The 13,214-nt window shown below is 69.9% G+C and carries 13 protein-coding genes; 8 read left to right on the top strand and 5 right to left on the bottom strand.

Going from position 1 to position 13,214, the window contains the following annotated elements:
- Nucleotides 1–219: 219 nt before the first annotated feature.
- Both exaC and AC1Q49_RS10795 read left to right on the top strand, forming a co-directional pair.
- The gene (gene exaC / locus AC1Q49_RS10800; protein WP_492492099.1) at nt 220–1,767 is read left to right on the top strand and encodes an acetaldehyde dehydrogenase ExaC; all 1,548 of its coding nucleotides are present in this window, start codon (nt 220–222) and stop codon (nt 1,765–1,767) included.
- 83 nt (nt 1,768–1,850) lie between these two features.
- Nucleotides 1,851–2,234, top strand: a complete 384-nt coding sequence (locus tag AC1Q49_RS10795; RefSeq protein WP_060960814.1) for a DUF779 domain-containing protein — start codon at nt 1,851–1,853, stop codon at nt 2,232–2,234.
- A gap of 26 nt (nt 2,235–2,260) precedes the next feature.
- On the opposite strand, the gene AC1Q49_RS10790 is transcribed toward AC1Q49_RS10795, so the two are convergent.
- Nucleotides 2,261–2,629 carry a VOC family protein gene (locus AC1Q49_RS10790; protein WP_492492097.1) on the bottom strand — a complete coding sequence of 123 codons (369 nt, stop codon included), beginning with the start codon at nt 2,627–2,629 and terminating at the stop codon, nt 2,261–2,263.
- A gap of 58 nt (nt 2,630–2,687) precedes the next feature.
- Here AC1Q49_RS10790 and AC1Q49_RS10785 point away from each other — a divergent pair, with 58 nt between their 5' ends.
- Nucleotides 2,688–3,131, top strand: a complete 444-nt coding sequence (locus AC1Q49_RS10785) for a MarR family winged helix-turn-helix transcriptional regulator (RefSeq protein WP_492492094.1) — start codon at nt 2,688–2,690, stop codon at nt 3,129–3,131.
- Here AC1Q49_RS10785 and AC1Q49_RS10780 read toward each other — a convergent pair.
- Genes AC1Q49_RS10780 through AC1Q49_RS10765 form a run of 4 tightly spaced genes read right to left on the bottom strand, consistent with a single transcriptional unit; the run spans nt 3,128 to nt 6,653 of the window.
- Complete coding sequence (locus AC1Q49_RS10780; RefSeq protein ID WP_492492092.1) at nt 3,128–3,733, bottom strand: response regulator transcription factor; 606 nt, start codon at nt 3,731–3,733, stop codon at nt 3,128–3,130. The two genes, AC1Q49_RS10785 and AC1Q49_RS10780, sit on opposite strands and share 4 nt — an antisense overlap.
- Nucleotides 3,730–4,893 carry a sensor histidine kinase gene (locus AC1Q49_RS10775; RefSeq protein ID WP_492492090.1) on the bottom strand — a complete coding sequence of 388 codons (1,164 nt, stop codon included), beginning with the start codon at nt 4,891–4,893 and terminating at the stop codon, nt 3,730–3,732. Before AC1Q49_RS10775 ends, AC1Q49_RS10780 begins: the two co-directional genes overlap by 4 nt.
- 24 nt (nt 4,894–4,917) lie before the next feature.
- Entirely contained in the window at nt 4,918–5,751 is an 834-nt protein-coding gene (locus AC1Q49_RS10770; protein WP_492492088.1) for an ABC transporter permease, read from the bottom strand.
- Complete coding sequence (locus AC1Q49_RS10765) at nt 5,748–6,653, bottom strand: ABC transporter ATP-binding protein (RefSeq protein WP_101305177.1); 906 nt, start codon at nt 6,651–6,653, stop codon at nt 5,748–5,750. Before AC1Q49_RS10765 ends, AC1Q49_RS10770 begins: the two co-directional genes overlap by 4 nt.
- Before the next feature lie 146 nt (nt 6,654–6,799).
- Here AC1Q49_RS10765 and AC1Q49_RS10760 point away from each other — a divergent pair, with 146 nt between their 5' ends.
- The 5 genes from AC1Q49_RS10760 (at nt 6,800) to AC1Q49_RS10740 (ending at nt 13,163) form a co-directional block, all read left to right on the top strand.
- Entirely contained in the window at nt 6,800–7,486 is a 687-nt protein-coding gene (locus AC1Q49_RS10760) for a helix-turn-helix transcriptional regulator (RefSeq protein WP_205281930.1), read from the top strand.
- A 151-nt stretch (nt 7,487–7,637) separates the two neighbouring features.
- A complete protein-coding gene (locus tag AC1Q49_RS10755) occupies nt 7,638–9,284 on the top strand; it encodes an ABC transporter substrate-binding protein (protein ID WP_101305178.1) in 1,647 nt (548 codons plus the stop codon).
- 119 nt (nt 9,285–9,403) lie between these two features.
- Entirely contained in the window at nt 9,404–10,495 is a 1,092-nt protein-coding gene (locus AC1Q49_RS10750; RefSeq protein ID WP_101305179.1) for an ABC transporter permease, read from the top strand.
- 14 nt (nt 10,496–10,509) lie between these two features.
- Nucleotides 10,510–11,502, top strand: a complete 993-nt coding sequence (locus tag AC1Q49_RS10745; RefSeq protein WP_492492085.1) for an ABC transporter permease — start codon at nt 10,510–10,512, stop codon at nt 11,500–11,502.
- A complete protein-coding gene (locus AC1Q49_RS10740; RefSeq protein WP_060960804.1) occupies nt 11,502–13,163 on the top strand; it encodes a dipeptide ABC transporter ATP-binding protein in 1,662 nt (553 codons plus the stop codon). The genes AC1Q49_RS10745 and AC1Q49_RS10740 overlap by 1 nt, the downstream gene beginning before the upstream one ends.
- The last annotated feature ends 51 nt before the right edge of the window (nt 13,164–13,214 follow it).

The following is a 13,214-nucleotide window of genomic DNA, read 5'->3' as shown; positions in this document are numbered from 1 at the left end:
CCGCCCGCCCGCCCCGCCGCCGCGAGAAACCACTCGCACAGCGAGAAACACCCCGCGCAGCGGTTTCTCGATGCGCAAGGTGTGTCTCGCGACGGATGCGGCGGCGCAGCTCGCGACGGATGCCGCGGCGCAACGCGATGCAACGTTGCGGTGCGTAGCGTCAGCGCATCCGAACGCGGCGAGGGATGCCGCGGACCATGCACTGTCGAAGGAGACATCATGACCATCGTCGAAGAGGGCGTCTCGAGCGTCTACGCCGCTCCGGGCCAGCGCGGCGCGATCGCCGAGTACCGTCCGCGGTACGGGCACTACATCGGCGGCGAGTTCGTCGAGCCCATCAAGGGCCAGTACTTCGAGAACATCACGCCGGTTACCGGCAAGCCGTTCACCGAGGTCGGGCGCGGCACCGCGGAAGACATCGACCGCGCCGTCGACGTCGCGTGGAAGGCGTTCGAGTCGTGGAAGAAGACGACGCCCGCCGACCGCGCGAACATCCTCAACAAGATCGCCGACCGCATCGAGGCGAACCTCGAGAAGATCGCCGTCGCCGAGACGTGGGAGAACGGCAAGCCGGTGCGCGAGACGCTGGCCGCCGACATCCCGCTGGCGATCGACCACTTCCGCTACTTCGCCGGCGTCCTGCGCGCCCAGGAGGGCACGCTCAGCCAGATCGACGAGGACACCGTCGCGTACCACTTCCACGAGCCGCTGGGTGTGGTGGGCCAGATCATCCCGTGGAACTTCCCGCTGCTGATGGCCACGTGGAAGCTCGCCCCCGCGCTCGCCGCCGGCAACTGCGTCGTCCTCAAGCCGGCCGAGCAGACCCCGGCATCCATCCTGTTCCTCTTCGACATCATCGGCGACCTGCTGCCGGCGGGCGTCGTGAACATCGTCAACGGTTTCGGCATCGAGGCCGGCGCACCGCTCGCGCAGCACAAGCGCATCCGCAAGGTCGCCTTCACGGGTGAGACCACCACGGGCCGGCTCATCATGCAGTACGCGTCGCAGAACCTCATCCCGGTCACCCTGGAGCTCGGCGGCAAGAGCGCGAACATCTTCTTCGAGGACGTCGCGCGTCAGCGGGACGCCTACTACGACAAGGCGCTGGAGGGCTTCACGTTCTTCGCGCTCAACCAGGGCGAGGTGTGCACGTGCCCGTCGCGCGCGCTCATCCAGCGTTCGATCTACGACCAGTTCCTCGGCGACGGCCTGGAGCGCGTCGGCAAGATCATCCAGGGAAACCCGCTGGATCCGGCCACCATGATCGGCGCGCAGGCCTCCAACGATCAGCTCGAGAAGATCCTCAGCTACATCGAGATCGGCAAGGCGGAGGGCGCGAAGCTCCTCGCCGGCGGCGAGCGGGTGGACCTCGGCGGCGAGCTCAGCGGGGGCTATTACGTGGCGCCGACGGTGTTCGAGGGCCAGAACAGCATGCGCATCTTCCAGGAGGAGATCTTCGGCCCCGTCGTCTCGGTGACCAGCTTCGACGGGTTCGACGACGCCATCCACACCGCCAACGACACCCTCTACGGCCTGGGTGCGGGCGTGTGGAGCCGCTCGGCCGACACGATGTACCGCGCCGGGCGCGGCATCGAGGCGGGTCGCGTCTGGACGAACACCTACCACCAGTACCCGGCGCACGCCGCGTTCGGCGGGTACAAGCAGTCGGGCATCGGTCGCGAGAACCACCTCAAGATGCTCGATCACTACCAGCAGACCAAGAACCTGCTGGTGTCCTACGCCGAAGGAGCGATGGGCTTCTTCTGAGCCGCGTCGCCGAAGACGATCCGGCGCACGGGACGCACGCGCGTCTCGGGCGCCGGATCATCTCCGGAGGGAAAGGTCGAGCGATGACCACCACTGTCAGTCGCGTCGCGGTCACGGATGCCGCGGCGGCACTGCTGCGCCGGCTGACGGCGCAGCACGGGAAGCTCATGTTCCACCAGTCCGGCGGATGCTGCGACGGCAGTGCACCGATGTGCTACCCCGTCGGCATGTTCCTGACGGGGCCGTCGGACATCAGGCTCGGCGACCTCGACGTGGGACTGGACGATCCGATCGAGGTGTTCATGTCCGAGGCGCAGTTCGCGTACTGGAAGTACACGCACCTCACGATCGACGTCGTCCCGGGCCGCGGGGCCGGCTTCAGCGTCGAGGGTCCGACGGGGATGCGCTTCCTCATCCGCTCGCGGATGCTGGACGACGCCGAGCTCGACCACTTCGGACTGCGCTGACGGCGGCATCCCCGCGGCCTCGCCGGTCAGGCGCGGTCGTGCAGCGTGATGCGGTAACCGTCCGGGTCGACGAACGTGAAGGTGCGGCCGAACGGGCCGTCGATCGGCGCCGCGACGATCTCGTGGCCGGCGGCGACCAGGGCGTCGTGGATCTGCTGCACGTCGGTCGCGTGCAGCCAGAGGGCGATGCCCGCCCCCGGCGGGGTGGCGGCATCCCGGACGGCGTCATCGACGATGTCGCGCACGGCGAACGCGATCGGCGCCGTCGTGAACACGACGGCGTGCGGGGGTCCGGCCGGTGAGCGCACGAGGCCGAGGAAGCTCTCGTAGAACGCCTGGGATGCGGCGAGGTCGCGAACCTGCAGGGAAATGAAGTCGGGGCCGGTGGCGGGCATGGGATCGTCCTCTCGTGTGTCAGTTATCTGACATGCAACTGTATGTCAGGATACTGACATGAGTCAACGCCTTCCCGCCATCGATCTGCCGACTTCCGTCGGCTATCGCCTCAAAGAGGCGGCCAGCGCCCTCCGGGCCGCGATGGAGGACGTTCTGCGACCGCTCGGGATGAACGTCACCCACTACGCGTGCCTCGAGCTGCTGGCACAGCGCCCCGGCCTGTCGAACTCTGATCTGGCCCGCGGCACCTTCGTCACCCGCCAGACGATGAACGTGCTGCTGCAGAAGCTCGAGCGCGACGGTGAGATCTCGCGGCCCGACACCCCCGTCAGCGGGAAGGTGCTCCCCGCGACGATCACCGATCGCGGCCGCACCGCGCTGGCCGCCGCCAGCACCGCCGTGCGCTCGGTGGAGGAGCGCATGCTGGACGGCCTCGACGCGGAGGACCGCGATGAGGCGCTGCGCCTGCTCGCGGCGATGATCCGTTCGCTGCGCGGCTAGAGCCAGCCGTTCTCGTCGGCGATCCGCACGGCATCGGCGCGGTTGCGGGCCCCCGTCTTGCCGATCGCGCTGGAGAGGTGATTGCGGACGGTGCCCTCGCTCAGGTGCAGCATCTGCGCGATGTCGGCGATCGAGCCGCCGGTACGCGCGACGGAGAGCACGTCGGTCTCTCGGCTCGTGAGCGGCGACTCCCCCTGCGCGAGCGAGTCGGCGGCGAGGGCCGGGTCGACCACCCGCAGCCCCTGCGACACGCGGCGCACGGCGTCGGCGAGCTGTGCGGCCGGTGTGTCCTTGACCACGAAGCCGGCCGCTCCCGCCCGCATCGCGCGCGTCAGGTACCCCGGTCGCCCGAAGGTGGTCACGATGAGCGCCCGGCACGCGGGTCGTGCGCTGCGCAGCGCGGATGCCGCCGCGATCCCGTCCATCCCGGGCATCTCGATGTCCAGCAGCGCGACATCGGCGGCCGTGCGCACCGCGGCATCCACCACCTCGTCGCCGCGCCCCACCTCGGCGACCACCTCGATGTCGGGCTCGAGCCCGAGCAGGGCGGAGAGCGCGCCGCGCACGAGCGCCTGGTCATCGGCGATGAGCAGCCGGATCACAGCGTCACCCGCAGGAGGAACCCGCCGAGGTCGCTGCGTCCGAGCGTGAGGCGTCCGCCGGCGGCCTCCACCCGTTCGCGCAGGCCGATCAGCCCGGTGCCGGCGGCGGTCGCTGCGGATGCCGGGCCCACCCCGTCGTCCTCGATGCTGACGCTGCGCGCGCTCAGGCGCACGCGGCACCGCGACGCCTGCGCATGGCGGATCACGTTGGTCACACCTTCGCGCACGATCCAGCCGGCCAGTTCGCGGCGCTCGGCAGGGACGTTCTCGGTGGCGGTGGGCAGCTCGGCCGCGATGCCCGCGGCATCCAGCGCCGCCCGCGCAGCGGCGAGCTCGCCCGCGACGCTGACCCCGCGGTAGCCGGCGACGGTGGTGCGCACATCGGCGAGAGCCCCGCGGGCGAGGGCCTCGACTTCGCCGATCTCCCCCCGTGCCCGTGCCGGATCGACCTCGATCAGGCGTCCGGCGAGCTCGGATTTCACCGTGATGACCGTGAGCGAGTGGCCGAGGATGTCGTGCAGGTCGCGCGCGACGCGGCTGCGTTCGCGTTCCACGGCCATCTCCGCCATCTGGTCGCGGGTCGCCCGGAGGGCGTTCATGGCCGCGATGTTGCGTCCGAACGCGGCCATCATCGCGGAGACCGAGACGATGATCGCGGGCAGGAACAGCACGCCCTCGGTCCAGCCGTCGGAGATCACCCCGACGACCAGGGATGCCGCTCCGAGCGCGAGCAGCAGCAGCCAGGTCGTGCGCAGCCGGACCACGGCCATGCCGATCGCGACGCCCACGTAACTCCAGACGCCGCGGACGTCCCACCCGATCCAGGGGAACAGGCTGAAGGAGAGCACGAACAGCCAGGCCGCCGGAAGCAGCCGAAGGCGCAGGGGCAGAAGGCGCGAGACGGGGACGGCGATCAGGAAGGATGCCGCGAAGCACACCAGCAGGGCGATCACGACGGCGCTCGACACCGCGGTGTCGGCCGCCGCGACGGCCTCGGTGGCCACGATGAACAACCAGATGAGCGAGATCGACGCGCCGACGTACCAGCCGCGGGCGGCGCGGGCGGTCAGGATCTCACGGGGTGTCGGTGCGGTCGACGAGGCGGGGACCGGGGGAACGTCCCACCCGGTCCCGTCGAGATCGTCTCGCGTCGCGCTCACGGACTTCACTGTAGGGCGCGCCTCTCACACGCGCTTCGTGTCGCGCCGGAACGCCCAGGTCGTCCCCGCGACGAACACGACCAGCCACACCAAGGCGTTGATGAGCCACATCGCGTCGAAGCCCTCCCCGGTCAGAGGCGAGCGGGCGAGCTCTCCGATGCCGTACACCGGTGTGAACTTCGCGATCGTCTGCATGAAGTCGGGCATGCTGCTCAGCGGGTAGAACAGGCCTCCGAGGAACGACAGGAAGACGACGATGAGGCTCGTCACCTGGGCGGCGTTCTCGCTCGGCATGAGGTAGCCGACGAAGAGGCCGAGCGTCGTGAACACGGCGCTCGCGAGCACCCAGCCCACCAGGCCCGTGCCGATCCACTGCCCGGCGCTGAGCTGGATGCCGCTGATCGCGCCGGCCGCGTAGGTCGCGACCACGGCGAGCAGCCCCAGCACCATGCCCGCGATCATCTTGATGATGATGTTGACGAGCGGGTTCAGCGGGGTGAGGCGCAGCTGGCGGCTCCACCCCTGCGTGCGCTCGAGCGCGACGGCGGCGCCCGTCTGGGTGGCCGACATCATGGCGCCGTACATCGCCATCGACACCATGATGTAGGCCGCGACGGAGACACCGCCGTCGGCGACGGGCGTCGCCGTCAGCTGTTCGTCGCGCAGCCGCAGGCCGATGATGACGTACATCACGACGGGGAACGCGATCGTGAAGAAGAGCGTCCGGCGATTGCGCAGGCGGCGCTTCAGCTCGATGCCCAGATAGGTCAGGTTGAAGCCGCCGAGCGGCGGCACCCGCCGGTCGAGGGTGACGCGATCGGTCGACAGCGCGGTCGGCGCGGTGGATGCGGTGCTCATGCGGGGGCTCCTTCGGAGGTGAGCGCGAGGAAGACGCTCTCGAGGTTCTGGGACGTGATCTCGATGTCGCGGGCCGCCGTCTCGGTGAGGAGGTGGCGGGCGACGGCATCCGAGTCCTTCGTGTGGATGCTGATGCGGTCGCCGGCGAACTCGACGTCGTCGACGGCGGGAAGGGCGGCGAGGCGCGCCGGGTCGGCGCCCGGCAGGGTGGCACGCACGATGCGTCCCGACACGAGGTTCTTGATCTCGGCGGTGGAGCCGTCGGCCACGATGCGGCCGCGGCTCATGAGCACGATGCGGTCGGCGTACTCGTCGGCCTCGTCGAGGTAGTGGGTCGCGAACAGCACCGTGCGGCCACGGGCGGCGTCGGAGCGGATCGCGCTCCAGAACGCGCGACGCCCCTCGACATCCATGCCGGTGGTCGGCTCGTCGAGGATCAGCAGTCCGGGGTCGCTGAGCAGCGCCATGGCGAAGCGCAGCCGCTGCTGCTGGCCGCCCGAGCACAGGCCGACCCGTCGACTCCCGAGCTCACTGATGCCCGCGCGCTGCATGACCTCCTCGATCGGACGCGTGTCGGCGAACAGGCTCGCCGTGAGAGCGAGCGTCTCGCGCACCGTGATGTCCTTCAGCAGGCCGCCGGTCTGCAGCACCGCCGACACCAGTCCGTGCGAGATCGCCGCCCGCGGGCTCTCACCGAACACCCGCACCGCGCCGCCGTCGGGGTCGGAGAGCCCCAGCAGCATGTCGATCGTCGTCGTCTTTCCCGCGCCGTTCGGGCCCAGGAAGGCGACGATCTCCCCCGGGCGCACTCGCAGATCGACGCTCTCCACCGCTCGGACGCTGCCGAAGCTCTTGCGCAGGCCCGCGGCATCCACCGCGAGCACTCCCTCGTTCTGATCCATGTCTCCGACTCTGCCGCGGCCCGGCGTGACCTGCCGCACACGGGCGTCACGACCGCGCCATGACATTCGTCACGGCAGGAATCTCGCCGAACCGCGTCACAGATCGGTGGTTTCGGACTCTCACTTACGGGAGGAGAGGAGTCGGGATGGTCCAGCCGGGAGGGGGAGCGCTGCGGCGCGCCGCCATCGTCGATGCGTCGAGCGCGCGCCGCGGGCGTGCTCGCGAGCTGCTGACGCGGCGTCTCGGCATGAGCGTCGTGGACGAGTCGGCCTCGCTGCACGACCTCGCGATGCGGCTGCGGGGCACCGACCGGGCCGGGCGGGCTCAGATGATCCTGCTCGTCTCGGCGTCGCTGGCCGACGGACCGGAACTCGAAGCGCTCGCCGCCTGTCGCGCCGCCGGGCTGCGCGTGGTCGCCCTGGTGCCGGGCGCGGGCGATCGCACGATGTGCGTGCTGAGGGATGCCGGGGTGGACGGCATCGTGTCCTCTCTCGAATCTGAGCGGGTCGTGCTCGCCGTCATCGACGCCGTGCGCCGCCGCGCACGCGCCTGGTCCCCCCGCGCACGCGCGGTTCTCGCGGCGCTGCCCGTGCGGCCCGCGCTGAGTCCCCAGGAGGAGCGGCTCGTCGTGCTCTACGGCGCCGGCCACACGATCGGCGAGGTCGCCGAACGCATCGGCGTGCGGGAGGACACCGCCCGCAAGTACCTCAATCGCGTCAAGGCGAAGTACGCGGCGGTGGGTCGCCCGGTGCACACGAAGGTCGAGATCGCGCGGGTCGCGCGCGCCGACGGGCTGCTCACCGGGACGGACGGCGACCGCGGCGTCTCGTGACGGAACGGCGATCCACGATCGCTGGTCCCGGGTTTCATTCTCGTTACAAAAAACGCGATGACGGGGTGAATTCCGGATGCCGGGGTCAAGATAGCGGTCTGGACTCCGCCTCCCCGGCGGGGTCGACCGACACACAGCAGAGGTAGTTCATATGGCACTGCACTTCACTTCCCCGGGGACTGGTCGAGGCCGCATCGGCCTGGCCGCCGGGGCACTCGCCGTCTCCGCGCTCCTGCTCGCCGGCTGCGCCGGCGGCGGCTCGACCGGTGGCTCGACCGACGGCGCCGCCGGAGGCCCCGTCATCGTCGGCACCACCGACAAGGTGACCACCCTCGACCCGGCCGGCTCGTACGACAACGGCTCGCTCGCCGTGCAGACGCAGGTCTTCCCGTATCTCGTGAACACGGACTACAACTCGACCGAGGTCGTGCCCGACCTCGCGGAGTCGGCCGAGTTCACCGCCCCCAACGAGTACACCGTCACGCTCCCGGCCGGTCTGAAGTGGGCCAACGGCCACGACCTCACCTCCTCGGACGTGAAGTTCTCCTTCGACCGCAACCTGAAGATCGCCGACCCGAACGGGGCGTCGAGCCTGCTCTACAACCTCGACAGCGTCGAGACCCCCGACGCCACGACGGTGGTCTTCAAGCTCAAGACCGACAACGACCAGGTCTTCCCCTTCATCCTCACCTCGTTCCCCGGCGCGATCGTCGACGAGGAGGTGTTCTCGGCCGACGCGATCACGCCCGACCAGGACATCGTCTCGGCCGACGCCTTCGGCGGGCCCTACTCGATCACGAAGTGGGACTTCAACAAGACCGTCGAGTTCACCCCGAACGCCAACTACAAGGGACTGCTGCCCGCCGCGACCAACTCGGGCGTCATCCTGAGCTACTTCGCCGAGTCGTCGAACCTGAAGCTCGCCGTGCAGCAGGGTGACGTCGACGTGGCCTACCGCAGCCTGTCGGCCACCGACGTGTCCGACCTGTCGGGCAACGACAAGGTCAAGGTCGTCGAGGGCCCCGGCGGCGAGATCCGCTACATCGTGTTCAACTTCAACACGCAGCCGTTCGGCGCCACGACCGCCGAGGCCGACCCGGCCAAGGCGCTCGCCGTCCGCCAGGCGGTGGCCGACCTCATCGACCGCGAGACCATCTCGGAGCAGGTCTACAAGGGCACGTACACCCCGCTGTACTCCTACGTCCCGGCCGGCTTCGCGGGTGCGACGGATGCGCTGAAGGGCCTGTACGGCGACGGCAACGGTGGTCCGGACGCCGACAAGGCGAAGGCGACGCTCGCCGCGGCCGGCATCACGACGCCCGTCACCCTGAGCCTGCAGTACAGCCCGGACCACTACGGCCCCTCCTCGGGTGACGAGTACGCGCTGGTCAAGCAGCAGCTCGAGAAGGACGGTCTCTTCACGGTCAACCTGCAGTCGACCGAGTGGGTGCAGTACTCCAAGGACCGCACCGCCGACGTCTACCCCGCCTACCAGCTGGGCTGGTTCCCGGACTACTCCGACGCCGACAACTACCTGACGCCGTTCTTCCTCGAGAAGAACTTCCTGGGCAACCACTACGTCAACCAGGAGGTCAATGACCTGATCCTCAAGCAGGCCGTGGAGCCGGATGCCGCCACGCGCACGTCCGACATCGAGAAGATCCAGGAGCTCGTCGCGAAGGATCTGTCCACCGTCCCGCTGCTGCAGGGCGCCCAGGTCGCGGTCACCGGTGCGGACGTGAAGGGAGTGACGCTCGACGCGTCGTTCAAGCTCCGGTTCGCGCCGATCACGAAGTAACCGCCGCGGGCGTTTCGACTCGTCGCTGCGCTCCTCGCTCGACGACCGGGGGATCACACCCCCGGTCGTTGAGCGAGCGCAGCGAGTCGAAACGCCCATCATCCGTAGAGTAGGCATCCATGACCAGCAACGTCGCGGCATCCTCCATCGCCGAGCCGCCACCCGCGCTCGAGGTGACGAAGAGTCGTTCGGGGTCGACGCTGGGCCGGTACATCCTCATCCGGTTCCTGCTGATCTTCCCGACCGTGCTCATCCTGGTGACGCTGGTCTTCTTCCTCATCCGCCTGACGGGCGACCCGATCACGGCGGCGCTGGGCGGACGGCTGCCGGCCGACCAGCTGGCCGAGCGCATCCACGAGGCGGGCTACGACCGCCCGATCTTCGTGCAGTACGTCGAGTACCTCGGGCGCATCCTCACCTTCGACTTCGGCACGACCATCACCGACAACCAGCCGGTCGTGCAGGTCATCGTCACGTACGGCACCGCGACCCTCGAGCTCGTGCTGTACTCGCTCGTGGTGGCCTTCCTCGTCGGCATCCCGCTGGGCCTCGTCGCCGCGGCGCTGCGCGACCGCTGGCCCGACGCGCTGCTGCGCGTGAGCGCCATCCTCTTCTATGCCACGCCGGTGTTCTTCGCGGGCCTCGTCGCCAAGCTGATCTTCGGTGTCTGGCTGGGCTGGCTGCCCGTCTCGGGCCGGGCAAGCGTGCGCACCGAGCTGGCCATCGGCCGCAACGGTGGGACCGGCATCTACCTCATCGACGCGATCGCGACCGGGAACCCCGCCTACATCCAGGACGTGCTGTTGCACGCGGTGCTGCCCGCGCTCACCCTGGGCCTGCTGACGGCGGGCATCTTCCTGCGCCTGGTGCGCACGAATGTCATCGGCACGTTCAACATGCCGTACATCGACGCCGCCCGCTCCCGCGGCGTCCGCGAGGGCCGTCTGGTCCGCACGCACGCGTACAAGCCGGCCCTGATCCCGATCATCACGGTGATCGGTCTGCAGATCGCCCTCATGCTCGGCGGTGCGGTGCTCACCGAGACGACCTTCGAGTGGAAGGGGCTGGGCTTCCAGCTGGCCGCGTACCTGGCATCCCGCGACTTCGTCGCCGTGCAGGGCATCGTCGCCATGATCGCGATCATCGTCGCGCTCACGAACTTCGCCGTCGACATCATCGCCGCGTTCATCGACCCGCGGGTCCGGTACTGAAGAGGGATGCGGACATGACCAAGCCCCGCCTCATCGACCGGATGCCGGTCGTCCATCAACTCCGCCAGAGCGTGGGCCTCCAGCGCGGCATGCTCGTCGCCGGTCTCGTGCTCACCGGCATCTTCGTGCTCTGCGCGATCCTCGCCCCCCTCATCGCGCCCTACGGGTTCGCGCAGCTGAGTGGCCCCGACGGCAACTTCGGGGCGCAGCAGCCGCCCAGCGCGGAGCATCTGCTCGGCACCACCGTCGGTGGGTACGACGTGCTCTCCCGCGTGATCTGGGGCGCCCAGACGGCGCTCTACGTCGTCATCGTGGCGATCGTGCTCTCGGTGTTCATCGGCATCCTGCTCGGCCTCGTCTCCGGCTACCTCGGCGGCTGGGTCGATCGCACCCTCGTCGTCGTGGCGGATGCGATCTACGCCTTCCCGACCCTGCTGCTCGCGATCGTGGTCGCGATCGCCATCAGCGGCGGGCAGTCGGGGCTGTGGCCCGGCATCCTCGCCGCCGCGGCATCCATCACCGTCGTCTTCATCCCGCAGTACTTCCGCGTCGTGCGCGCCGAGGTCGTGCGCATCAAGGCGGAGGCGTTCGTCGAGTCGGCCAAGGTGATCGGCGCCTCCACGCCGCGCATCATGTTCCGCCACGTGCTGCGCAACGCCACCCGGACGCTGCCGCTCATCGTGACGCTCAACGCGTCGGAGGCGATCTCGACCCTCGCCGCCCTCGGCTTCCTCGGTTTCGGCATCGAGCCGACGGCCGCCGCCGAGTGGGGCTACGACCTCAACAAGTCGATCAGCGACGTGGCCGCCGGCATCTGGTGGACCGCGATCCCGCCGGGCGTCGCGATCGTGCTGACGGTGCTGGGCATCACCCTCATCGGCGAGAGCCTGAACGACCTGGCCGACCCGCGCCTGCGGGCCCGCCGCCGCGCGAAGGCGCAGACGCCGGCCGACGCCGTCGCCGCCACGCGGCCGGCCTCGCGCGAGTTCATGGGAGAGGTGGAGTGATGGCCACGGCATCCTCCGACGCGTCCGCCGTCGACATCCGCGGGCTCGACGTCACATTCGCGACCGACGGCGGCGACGTCCACGCCGTCCGCGGCGTGAGTCTCGACGTGCGGCCCGGCGAGGTGCTCGCGATCGTGGGCGAGTCGGGCAGCGGCAAGACCGTCACGGCGCGCACGATCCTGGGACTCCTGCCCGAGACGGCGCTGACGCAGGGCGCGGTCGTGCTCGACGGCACCGACGTGGTGGGGCTCGATCGCGAGTCGCTGCGGCGCCTGCGCGGGACCACGGCCGCGATGATCTTCCAGGAGCCGTCGACGGCGCTCAATCCGGTGTTCACCGTCGGCTGGCAGCTCGCGGAGGGCCTGCGGGCGCACGGGAAGTACACGAAGAAGCAGGCCCGTGCCCGCGCCATCGAGATGCTGGGCCGCGTCGGCATCCCCGATCCCGAACGACGCGTCGACGACTATCCCCACCAGTTCTCGGGCGGTCAGAAGCAGCGCATCGTCATCGCGACGGCGCTCGCGCTCGACCCGACCGTGATCATCGCCGACGAGCCGACGACCGCGCTCGACGTGACCGTGCAGGCGGAGATCCTCGATCTGCTGCGTCGGCTGCGCGACGAGGACGGCACGGCGATCGTGCTCATCACCCACAACATGGGCGTCGTCGCCGATCTCGCCGATCGCGTCGCGGTCATGCTCAACGGCGAGGTCGTCGAGACCGCCCCGGTCGCCGAGCTGTTCGCCGCGCCCCGCGACGCGTACACCCGGCGTCTGCTGGCGGCCGTGCCGCGACTGGAGATCGTCGATCGTCAGCCGCCGGCGGGTGCCGCGGAGGCGGTGCCGGTGGTCGCGGCCGAGGATCTCGTCATCGAGTACGCCGGACGCCTGCGCCGCGCCGGCTTCCGCGCGGTCGACCGGGTGAGCTTCACGATCGCGCCCGGCGAGGTCGTGGGACTGGTGGGCGAGAGCGGATCGGGCAAGACCACCATCGGTCGGGCGATCGCGGGGCTCACGCCCGTGACCGGGGGGTCGCTGCGGGTGCTCGATGTGGAGATGAACGGCGTGAAGGAGCGCACGTTCCGTCGCCACCGCAAGGACCTCGGCTTCGTCTTCCAAGACCCGGCGACGAGCTTCAACCCGCTGCTGACGATCGCGCAGAACGTCGCCGAGCCGCTCATCGTGCACGGCGGTGCGCGGGATGCGGCCGATGCGCGCGACCGCGTCGACGAGCTGCTGGAGGCCGTGCAGCTTCCCAAGGCGTTCGGCGACCGCTTCCCGCACGAGCTGTCGGGCGGCCAGCGCCAGCGGGCGTCGCTCGCGCGCGGTCTCGCCCTCGACCCGAAGCTGCTCATCGCCGATGAGCCGACCAGTGCGCTCGACGTGTCGGTGCAGGCGCGTGTGCTCGAGCTGTTCGGCGAGCTGCAGGAGCGCTTCGGGTTCGCGACCCTGTTCATCACCCACGACCTCGCGGTCGTCGACATGCTCGCGCACCGCGTCGTCGTGCTCCACAAGGGCACCATCGCCGAGACCGGCCCGACCGCGCAGGTGCTCGGCGACCCACAGGACGACTACACGCGCAAGCTGATCGCGTCGCTGCCGGTGCCCGACCCCGTCGAGCAGGCCGCACGTCGGGAGGCGTGGCGCGCCGCTCGCGGCTGAAGCCGCGGCATCCGCGTGCCCTGCTGCCCCCGGGCCTGGGGCCCGCGGTTC

The organism is Microbacterium sp. MPR-TSA4 (assembly GCF_058792815.1).
The sequence above is the reverse complement of the archived record's forward strand: the minus strand, read 5'-3'. Positions and strand labels throughout refer to the sequence as shown.